Raw genomic sequence first — 9,561 nt, forward strand, 5'->3', positions numbered from 1 at the left:
GCAGAAGCTCCTAGTTGGAGGATGCGGTCAGCGCCGCACGCTGGGCGGCGATGTCTGTCAGGGCCTGGCCCGCCGCCGCCTCGCCGGCGGCGTCGCCGCTGTTGCGCGCTGCGATCAGCTGTTGGGTAGCTTCCATTTCGCGAACGGGCAGAAGGTGACGGTCGTCCGCCCTGCGGAACGGGCCAACTTGGATGCGGGCGAGCACGGCCCGCTGCCGCGCCGCCTCGGGCGTGTCGCCCACGCCGTAGGTCAGCAGGAAGTCCAGCACCTTGGCCTTCATCTTCGGGTCGAGGTCCTTTCGCCAGACCAGCGGGTCCTCGGGGATGGTCGGCGAGCGCCAGATGATCTCGATGTTGGCCAAGGTCCGTTCGGACGAGGGGCTGCCCACCGCGCGCAGGCGACGGATGGAGTTGGTGTTGTTGGTGGCGGCGTCCAGCACGCCGGCTCCGACGCTGTAGAGATTGGCCTCGTGGTTCGCCGAGCGCACGGTCGCGAAACATTCCGTCGGCGTCTTGCCCCGGGGCGAGAACAGGTAGGTCAGCGGCGCCAGCGTGCCGGAGGTGGACTTGGCGTCGCCCATCCCGAAGTCGTAGCGCCGATCGCAGGACAGGAGCTGGTCGAGCGTCAGGCCCGAGCCCTTCCGGACGATGATCACCGACTGGTAGCCGTCCGCGCCATCCGGCTTGGTGGTGCGCGCGAAGACCTCGCCGCCGGCTCGTCGCACGGCTTCAAGTCCCGACTGATTGGTGAACCAGCCGAGGTCGGTCTGCTTGAAGCGCATCGCCTCGATGGCGGTGGTGTAGTTGCTGCCGAAGAACGGCTCCACCCGAATGCCAGTGGCCTTTTCCATGTCGGCCAGAAACGGCCCCCACTCCTGGCTCTGAGTTTGGGCGTTCTCCGTGGAGACGATCGAGAAGTGGAGGACGGGAGCTGCGGCCTCAGGTTGGGCCTCCCCGCAGCCTGCCAGAACGGCCGCCGCCAGCGCCAGGCCGACCGCCCGGACAATACGTCTGCTCATCAAGGCGCAATCCATGCGCGCTGCGCCTAAGCTGAAGCCATGACAAGGCCATGACGACGGCAGGCTGGCCGACCGGGCGGCGGGCGAGCGCCGCTTCGCCCGACGTCCTGCAAGCCGACGGAGCTCAGCCGCTCTGCGTCTCGCCGGTCGCCCGTTCCACAGCGAACGCGGCCGAAAAGCCATGGATGACGGTCGAGACCAGGATCGCAAAGGCGGTGATGGCCCAAAGCTGCGCCTCGTTGGCCAGCTCCATGTGGCTGCCGGCGTAGCTCAGGTAGTAGACCGAGCCGACGCCCCGCACGCCGTAGAAGGCCACCACGAGGCGCTCAGGCCTCCGCAGCCTCGTTCCGGCGAGCGACAACAGCCCGACGACTGGGCGTATGCCGAAGATCAGCGCCAGCCCGATCAGAGCGCTCACGAGATCAAGGTTGCTCATCAGGGCGGGCATGGCGGCGCCGAGCCCAACCAGCAGGATCGCCGTCAGGGCATGTTCGACGGCTTCGGAGAAGTCATGCAGCCGACGGTGAAACGCGTGGTCGGATTCCACCCGTCGCAGGGTCACGCCCGAGACAAAGGCGGCGATGAATCCGTACCCTTCCGCCAGCTCCGTCAGCCCGTACGCAACGAAGACCCCCGCAAGGGCGAAGACGCCGGCCTCGGTCTTCGCCAAGGCGTTGTCGCGGGGAAATCGGAACAGCACCTGCCCAAGGAGCCAGCCTATGCCGGCCCCGCAGGCGGCGCCGACCACGATCCGGTAAGCCACGTCTCGGACCGCCCAGGTTGCGAACAGGTCAGGTGTGAGGCTCGCGGCGGCCGCCACGGCCAAACTCAGGTGCACGAACGGGAAGGCCAGTCCGTCATTGAGACCCGCCTCGGTCGTGAGGGTGAAACGCACGGGATGCTCGCCGCCCTCCGTGGGGCGGCCGACCTGAACATCACCCGCCAGCACCGGGTCGGTCGGGGAAAGCACCGATCCGAGCAGCAGCGCGCCGGCGATCGTCATGCCGGCGACCTGCCAACCCAATGCAGCGATCCCAAGGATGGTCAGCGGCATGGCCAAGGCCAGGAGACGCACGGTCGGCCCCCAACGGGACAGATCGCCCACGCGATCGATCCGCAGACCCACGCCGAACAGCCCGGCGATGACGCACAGTTCGCTGACGATTTCCCACGGTTTGGGCGTCGCGATGGGGCTGATGGCTTCCGGCAGGTCCGGGATCCAGCCGAACAGCAGCCAGCCTAATCCGATGAGCAAGGCGGACGCGGCGGGTTCGCGCCCGGAGAAGAACCTTGGGAGCCAATAGGCGAGGATGATGGCGAGCCCCAGCGCGGCAAGCAGCACGTGATAACTGGAGAACTCGTACAAGCATCGGCTCCACTTCAGACCTCAAGCGCGCAACGCTCCCGTCGGTTCTGCGAATGTCCGCCACACGTCGGAATCGAGGTGCGCCCAGGCGGCGCCTGATCGACGATCGTCTGCAGGGCCTTGCCGGTGTCGCCGACCAGCTCGACGCCCTTGCCCAACCGGTGAAAGCCCCGGATTCGACATGTCGGAGCGATGTGCTAAGCGCAGCCGCAAGCCGGGGGGCTTGGGGACGAGGGCTGGATGCGGCTTCCGGGGTTGGATGCGTGTGGCGCGGGCCGTTCCGCCGCGATCGGCATGGTTGCGGCCTTCTTTATCGCGGCGCCTGCTGTGGCGGCCGAGGTCGTGGACACGGCGCAACAAGCGAACGAGCTGTCGAATCTCAGCCTGGATGAACTTGCCCAGATCCGGGTGACCTCTGTCTCCAAGCGTCCTGAAGGCCTGAACACTGCGGCGTCTTCGGTCTATGTGATCACCCCCGACGCGGTCAGGAACGTCGGCGCGCAGACCCTGCCTGAGGCCCTGCGCCTGGCTCCCAACCTTGAAGTGATGCGGATCGACGCGCTCGATTACTCGATCACGGCGCGCGGCTTCGCGGGTTTCGAGTCGGCCAACAAGCTGCTCGTGCTGATGGACGGCCGCAGCCTTTATACGCCGCTCTTCTCCGGGGTTGATTGGGACCAGCACCATCTGGTGCTGGACGACCTTGACCGCATCGAGGTGATCAGCGGCCCTGCCGGAACGCTCTGGGGCGCGAACGCCGTCAACGGCGTGGTCAGCGTAACGACCCGAAGTGCTTTCGAGACCCGCGGCTTGCTGGCCGCCGGCTCGGTGGGAACGCTGGACAGCGACGTGCGGGTGCGCGCCGGCGGAAGCCTCGGCGCCCACGGTGCGGGCCGGATCTACGCCACCGCCTTCAGCCGAGGCGACCTAGACCGCGCCGACGGATCCAGCGCCAACGACGGCTGGGAGGGCTGGCAGACGGGCTTCCGGACCGACTGGCTGCTCGGCGCCCATACCCTCACGCTGCAGGGCGACTTGCAGGACGCGGACATCGACCAGAGCCTGGGCTTCGGCGCAGGCTATGTGCGCGGCGGAAACGTTCTGGGGCGCTGGCGCGCCCCCGTCCTTGGAGGCGCCTTCGAGCTCCAGGGCTACTACGACCAGATTGAACGGCAAGCCCGCGGCATTCACGACGAACTGCGGGTCTGGTCCGTGGACGCTCAGCACGCCTTTGATCTCGGCCGCCATGCGGTGGTCGTGGGCGCGGGCTACCGGATCACCAAGGACGAGTTCCGGACGGTTACCGAGCCCCAGCTGCTCTCGCCGCCGCGTCGGCAGGTCGACATCGGCAACGTCTTCCTGCAGGACCATGTGGCGCTCACCGACGCCCTGGACCTCACGCTTGGCGTCAAGCTCGAGACGAACGACTACACCAAGGCCGAATGGATGCCGAGCGCCCGCCTTGGCTGGCGGATCTCGGATCGGCAGTTCGTCTGGGCTGCGGCCTCGCGCGCCATCCGCAACCCCTCGCGGATCGAGCGGGACTTCACCATCGCGGGCCTCGTCGAGCCCGGGCTGATGGGATCTGAGAAGTTGATCGCCTATGAAGCGGGTTATCGGGGCCGCTTCACCGAAGCCGCCACCCTGTCGGTGACGGCCTACCTGCACGACTACGACGAACTGCGCACCAACGAGTTCGTGCCGGGCCGCAACCCGCCGATCTTTGTCGGCAACACCATGGAGGGGCGCACCTGGGGTATCGAGGCATGGACCGAGGCTGAGCTCACCCCCTGGTGGCGACTGAACCTGGGCGGCTCCATCCTGCGCAAGGACTTCGACCTAAAGCCGGGCAGCCTTGATGTTGCGGCTTTCGAGGCCGCCGGCGCCGATCCCAGCTATTGGCTGAAAGCGGGCTCGACGTTCCGCCTGGCTGAGGCCGTCGACCTGACGGTTACAGGTCGCCTCTATGACGACGCTCCTCGCCTGGGCGCATCCGGCTATGTCGGCGTGGATGCGTATGCAGAGGCGAATGTTCGCCTCGCCTGGCGCGTCAGCGACAGGGTGGAACTGGCGGTGGTCGGACGCGACCTGCTTCATGAGCGGCACGCCGAAGCCACCGAGCAGCGTCGCTCGGAGGTCCCCCGCAGCGTCTATCTGAGCGTTCGCTGGACGCGCTGATGCGAGCCAAGGCGCTCCTTGTACGATTGATGGCGTTCGCACTGGCTGCGGGCGGCGCCGCGCCGGCCGGAGCCCAGCCTTCGGACGCAGCGATCAAGGCCGCCTTCATCACCAAGTTCCCCGCCTTCGTTCAGGGACTGCCGGATGGCGCACCGCTCAACGTCTGCATCGTAGGCCCGGATAGCTTCGGCTCCGCCATCGAGCGAAGCGCCGCCGTGCGCGTGGTGGTCCGTCGTCTCGCGGTGGTCACGCCGACCTCTGGCTGCCACGTCGTCTACGCGACGGGCGGCGCCCGCCAGTCGGTCCGCGATGCGCTGGCGATTGTCGCGGGAGCTCCGGTTCTGACCATCACCGATGGCGGGGCCGGCCCCACGCGCGGCATGATCCACTTCGTTGTCGCAGGCGAGCGGGTGCGCTTCCACGTCGACACCCTTCAGGCGAGCCGCAGCCATCTGCAGCTCAGCTCCAAGCTCCTCGCCCTCGCCCTTTCGGTACGCCAATGAGCATGATGGAATCAGAGGCCCTCGGCCGAGTTCGTCGGACCGAACGGCGGCAGTTCAACATCGTGCGTTTCAGCGCGGTGGCGCTTCTCGCGCTTGGCCTGATCCTTGGGGTCCTGCGCGAGCTCGACTTCCGGGCGCAGGCGGCCGACGCGGCGCGGGTCCAGGCCGACATCTTCGCCGGAGCGGTTTCCGCCCCCCTGGCCTTCGAAGATCGCCCGACCCTTCTCCAGAACCTGCGCGCCTTCCAGCGCGACCCGGAGATTGCCGAAGCCATCGTCTATGGCATGGGTGGCGAGCAGGTGGCGCTGCGTCCGAGCTCCGAATTCCAGAAGCTGCCGCTGCAGCCGGGCGCACGACGTGTGCAGGGCCGCCTTGTTGTCACCCGACCGGTTATCGAAGAAGGGGTCCACCTTGGCTGGGTCCGGCTTGTCGCCGCCCCCGACCCGCTGCTCCGCGTCCTTGGCCGCTATGCCGCAATCGGACTCATGACCGTGATCGCCACCCTGCTGCTGTGGTTCGCCGGGCGCATGGCCTTACGACTCGAGCAGCGGGCCGGACAGCTGGAGGCGGCGAACGCCCGCTTGCAGGACGAGATGGCGCAACGCGCCCGCGCCGAGGAGGCGCTACGCCAGAGCCAGAAAATGGAGGCCTTGGGCCAGCTCACCGGCGGCGTGGCGCACGACTTCAACAACCTGCTCACGGTGATCATGGGCGGGCTGGAAACCATTGGACGCCAGTTGGCGAAGCTGCCCGGCGGACCGGAGTCCGCTCGCATGATGCGGGCCCGGGACATGGCCTTGCACGGCGCCGAGCGCGCCGCCACCCTCACCCAGCGCCTCCTCGCCTTTTCGCGCCGCCAGCCGCTCCAGCCGGCGACACTGGATCCCAACAAGCTCGTGCAGGGCATGGGCGACCTCCTTCGGCGCGCCCTGGGCGAGACCATCGAGCTCGAGACGGTGCTCACCGGCGGCGCCTGGCGGATCCAGGCGGACGCCGCCCAGCTCGAGAACGCGATCCTCAACCTGGCGGTGAACGCTCGCGACGCCATGCCGGAGGGCGGGCGGCTCACCATCGAGACGGCCAACGCCTCCCTCGACGAGGCCTACGCCGACAAGGTGCCGGAAGGCCTCACGCCCGGCCAGTACGTCATGATCGCGGTCACCGATACCGGCTCGGGTATGCCGCCCGAGATCCTCAACATGGTCTTCGAACCCTTCTTCACCACCAAGGAAGTGGGCAAGGGCACGGGCCTTGGCCTTAGCCAGGTCTACGGGTTCGTTCGCCAGTCCCACGGCCACGTGGCGATCTACAGCGAGGTGGGCGTCGGAACGACCATCAAGATCTACCTGCCGCGTCGGCTTGGAGAGGAAGCGCTGGCCGAGGACGCGCAGCCCATCAACACCGACTTGCTCACCGGCGACGAACGCATCCTCCTGGTCGAGGATCACGACGACCTTCGCAGCTATTCGGCCGGCATCCTTCGCGAACTCGGCTACGAAGTCTGCGTGGCGCGCGACGGCGACGCCGCCCTGGGTTGCCTGGACAGCGGCTTCGTCCCCGACCTGCTGTTCACGGATGTGATCCTGCCCGGCGGCTACAATGGACGCCAGCTCGCCGACGCCGTCGCCGAGCGCAAGATCGATGTGCCGGTGCTCTTCACCACGGGCTACACCCGGAACGCCATCGTCCACCATGGCCGCCTCGATCCAGGAGTCGACCTCATCACCAAGCCGTTCACCTTCGAGCAGCTTGCGGAGAAGGTCCGCCGCGTCCTTGATCGGGCGGCAGCCGAACCCCGGACACCCTAGGCGAAGATCTGCCCCGGGGTGCTTCTCGGATGCTTCGCCGGGTCGTTCAGACAGGGACGTCGGAGAAGCGCGCCTCCTGCGGCGTGAGCTCGTGTCCCAGAGGCACGGTCAGAATCCCGTAGAGGTGAGGCTTGCGGCCGCGGATCCAACGCCGTCCGGTGGCCATCGACAGCAGGTCAAGGTCCAGGTCCGCCACCACGAGGTCGTCCTCCAGAGCCGTGCTCTCGGCGACCACGCGGCCATAGGGATCAAGGATCATGGCGTTGCCTGTGCGCACCTCGCCGTCGTCCTCACCCACGCCATTGGCGAAGATGACGAAGATGCCGTTGTCGTGCGCCCGAGCGGGCAGCCAGCGCATCAACCAACCCCGGCCTTTCTCGCCCTGGAATTCGGATATCAGGGCCTGCGGGTTTTCACGACGCCCTCGCCAGAGCGCCACGTCGATCGGCTTCATGCCATGCGGGCTGCGGGAGTCTGTTCCGCCGGTCTGGTGGGGCGCCAGCAGGATGTCCGCCCCCAGCAGGGCGGTCGCACGGACATTCTCCACGAGATTGTTGTCCCAGCAGATCAGCACGCCGAGCTTCACGCCCCAGGGCGTGTCGAACACGGTGTAGCTGTCACCGCTGGAGACGTGGGGGCTCTCGAAAGCATGGATCTTCCGGTGGCGGTGGATCTCCCCATTCGGCAGCGCGACCACATAGGTGTTGAACAGGCGCCCGTCCGCATCCTCTTCAACCAGGCCTGCGCCGATCGCCATGTCGAGTTCGCCTGCCAAATCGCGCAGGGCGGTCGCTGAAGGACCGTGCGGAACGGCCTCCGCCAACGCGCGCCAACCGGCGAGATCGAGGTTGCGCGCATGCCAGTACCCCGTCAGGCACATCTCCGGAAACACCGCTACCTTGACGCCGGCGGCATGAGCCTGCCGCGCCATCACCTGAAGCTTCTTGAGGTTGCCGGCTCGGTCTCCGGGCGTGTGCTCGAACTGAACGGCTGCGCACTTCAGATGCATAGGTTGCCTCCTTCCATGTCGGCCCCGTCTAGGCGCAGCTCCGGCCGATGCGAACTCAACTTGAGTGTCGAATTGCGACACAGCCGCCAGCGAGCAACTTCAGCTATCGTGTACGTGGCGCGCCGCTTCAGGCCGGCAGGGTGCGGATCTTGCTGGCGCGCACGGCGCGCGCGGTTAGCACCAGGCCGAAGCCAAGCTCGACCAGCGCCGCAAGCGGCGCCGTGGCCGGGCGCAAAGCTGGTACAAGGGCTCCGGCGACTCCGACGCCCAGGAGGCTCGCGCCCAGCAGCCAGAAGACGCCGTCGCCGAACACCGTCCGGAACAGAAAGAAGCGCGCGCCCACCACAGCCGCCGCAATCGGAAATGCCAACTCCGGCGCGCGCGGCAGGATCAGCCAGGCAGCCAGCAGGCCGGCGATCATGGCGAAGGTGCTCTCCAGCGCCGCCCGCCGCAGTGGGTTGTCCGGACGCTCCGCCGGACGATTGAAAACAAGGCTGCGGACGAGCTTGTCCAGCGGGTGGATCGCCATGGCGCCGAAGTAGAGAGCGATGAAGCCGAAACGTGCGCCCTGCCCCAGCGCCACGGCGGCGGCGGCCAACCACACGGCGCTGGAGATCAGCACGCCTGGGCCGCCGCCGACATAGGCCCGCCGCATCTCGTCCTGGGCCTGGGAGATCAGCATGCGCCATCCTTCCCCGCCGTTCGGTGGGGGTTGCTGAAGATCTCCTCCAGCGGCAGCTCGAACGTGGCGGCGAGACGGTAGGCGAGGTCGAGGCTGGGATCGTGCCGCTCAGTCTCCAGAGCGTTGATGGCGAAGCGGGAGACACCCACCTGGGCGCCGAGCTGCTCTTGCGTCCAGCCCCGTGCGGCGCGCAGCGCCTTGAGCCGGTTCTTCACGGCCGGGCGGTCCCAGAGATCAGCGGCGTGACCATGCCGAACAGCCCCCAGACCAGCGGATAAAGCAGCCAGGCCGGCAGGTGCGGCGCGCCCACCATCTCCAGGCCGCTCCACGCGATGGCGAGGACGATGGCCCCCGAAGCGGCCGCCAGCATGCGGCGGGCCAGCAGGCCGCGGACGAACTCGTCCTCGTCCCGCACCAGTCGCCAGGCGAGGCGGAACTGACGTGCCGCGATCGCGGCGGGGCCCAGGGCGATCAGCACCAGCACGGGCGCCGGCCAGCCCTGTGAGCGGCCAAACACCGCCAGGGCGATCAGACCAAGGAAGGCTAGCCAGCCAATAACGGCGCCGGCGACATACCGCCAGCCGCCGGGGAACGGCACAAGAACCATGACGCCTCTCCGATGATGTGAGGTTAACCTAACACGCTTAGATGTTAGGTCAACCGCACATTTCAGAGCGCAGCCCAGCTCGAGGACTGTATGTTGTCGACACCTGCTCTCGACGCTCAGCTCAGCGCCAGACAAGCCTCGATCAGCTCAGCCGCCGCTTCCGGCGTGAGTTGGGTGGTGTCGATGCGGATCTCGGGGTTCTCCGGGGGCTCGTAGGGGCTGTCGACGCCGGTGAAGTTCTTCAGCTCGCCGGCCCGGGCCTTCTTGTAGAGCCCTTTGACGTCGCGCTCTTCGGCCACCTGCAGCGGGGTGTCGATGAACACCTCCACGAACTCGCCCTCGCCCAGCAGCTCGCGGGCCATCCGCCGCTCGGCGCGGAACGGCGAGATA

At 67.6% G+C, this 9,561-nt stretch carries 10 protein-coding genes; 3 read left to right on the forward strand and 7 right to left on the reverse strand.

Annotation, left to right across the window (positions count from 1 at the left end; all coding sequences use genetic code 11):
• Positions 1-10 precede the first annotated feature (10 nt).
• A complete protein-coding gene (gene phnD, locus DJ018_RS16670; RefSeq protein ID WP_240609586.1) occupies positions 11-1,018 on the reverse strand; it encodes a phosphate/phosphite/phosphonate ABC transporter substrate-binding protein in 1,008 nt (335 codons plus the stop codon).
• 124 nt (positions 1,019-1,142) lie between these two features.
• Positions 1,143-2,384 (reverse strand): cation:proton antiporter, encoded by a 1,242-nt coding sequence (locus DJ018_RS16675; protein WP_111516097.1) that lies wholly within the window; start codon positions 2,382-2,384, stop codon positions 1,143-1,145.
• Positions 2,385-2,624: 240 nt separating this feature from the next.
• On the opposite strand from DJ018_RS16675, the gene DJ018_RS16680 reads away from it, so the two are divergent.
• From DJ018_RS16680 to DJ018_RS16690, 3 genes are read left to right on the forward strand one after another with little or no spacing between them, the layout of a single operon-like run.
• The gene (locus tag DJ018_RS16680) at positions 2,625-4,562 is read left to right on the forward strand and encodes a TOL_0244 family TonB-dependent receptor (RefSeq protein WP_111516098.1); all 1,938 of its coding nucleotides are present in this window, start codon (positions 2,625-2,627) and stop codon (positions 4,560-4,562) included.
• A gap of 29 nt (positions 4,563-4,591) precedes the next feature.
• Positions 4,592-5,065, forward strand: a complete 474-nt coding sequence (locus DJ018_RS16685) for a YfiR family protein (RefSeq protein ID WP_165842957.1) — start codon at positions 4,592-4,594, stop codon at positions 5,063-5,065.
• Positions 5,066-5,070: 5 nt separating this feature from the next.
• Positions 5,071-6,873, forward strand: a complete 1,803-nt coding sequence (locus DJ018_RS16690; RefSeq protein ID WP_165842958.1) for an ATP-binding protein — start codon at positions 5,071-5,073, stop codon at positions 6,871-6,873.
• Between the two features lie 46 nt (positions 6,874-6,919).
• Here DJ018_RS16690 and DJ018_RS16695 read toward each other — a convergent pair whose 3' ends face one another.
• The 5 genes from DJ018_RS16695 to DJ018_RS16715 form a co-directional block, all read right to left on the reverse strand.
• Positions 6,920-7,882, reverse strand: a complete 963-nt coding sequence (locus tag DJ018_RS16695) for a nitrilase family protein (protein WP_111516101.1) — start codon at positions 7,880-7,882, stop codon at positions 6,920-6,922.
• 127 nt (positions 7,883-8,009) lie between these two features.
• Positions 8,010-8,564, reverse strand: coding sequence for a DUF7010 family protein (locus tag DJ018_RS16700; RefSeq protein WP_111516102.1), 555 nt, complete (start codon positions 8,562-8,564; stop codon positions 8,010-8,012).
• Positions 8,558-8,779, reverse strand: coding sequence for a helix-turn-helix transcriptional regulator (locus DJ018_RS16705; RefSeq protein WP_111516103.1), 222 nt, complete (start codon positions 8,777-8,779; stop codon positions 8,558-8,560). The genes DJ018_RS16700 and DJ018_RS16705 overlap by 7 nt, the downstream gene beginning before the upstream one ends.
• Entirely contained in the window at positions 8,776-9,171 is a 396-nt protein-coding gene (locus tag DJ018_RS16710) for a hypothetical protein (protein WP_111516104.1), read from the reverse strand. Before DJ018_RS16710 ends, DJ018_RS16705 begins: the two co-directional genes overlap by 4 nt.
• Before the next feature lie 116 nt (positions 9,172-9,287).
• Positions 9,288-9,561, reverse strand: a 274-nt coding sequence (locus tag DJ018_RS16715) for an adenylyl-sulfate kinase (protein WP_133254321.1), incomplete at its 5' end; no start/stop codon positions are given.

Source organism: Phenylobacterium deserti (genome assembly GCF_003254705.1).
GTDB lineage: Bacteria > Pseudomonadota > Alphaproteobacteria > Caulobacterales > Caulobacteraceae > Phenylobacterium > Phenylobacterium deserti.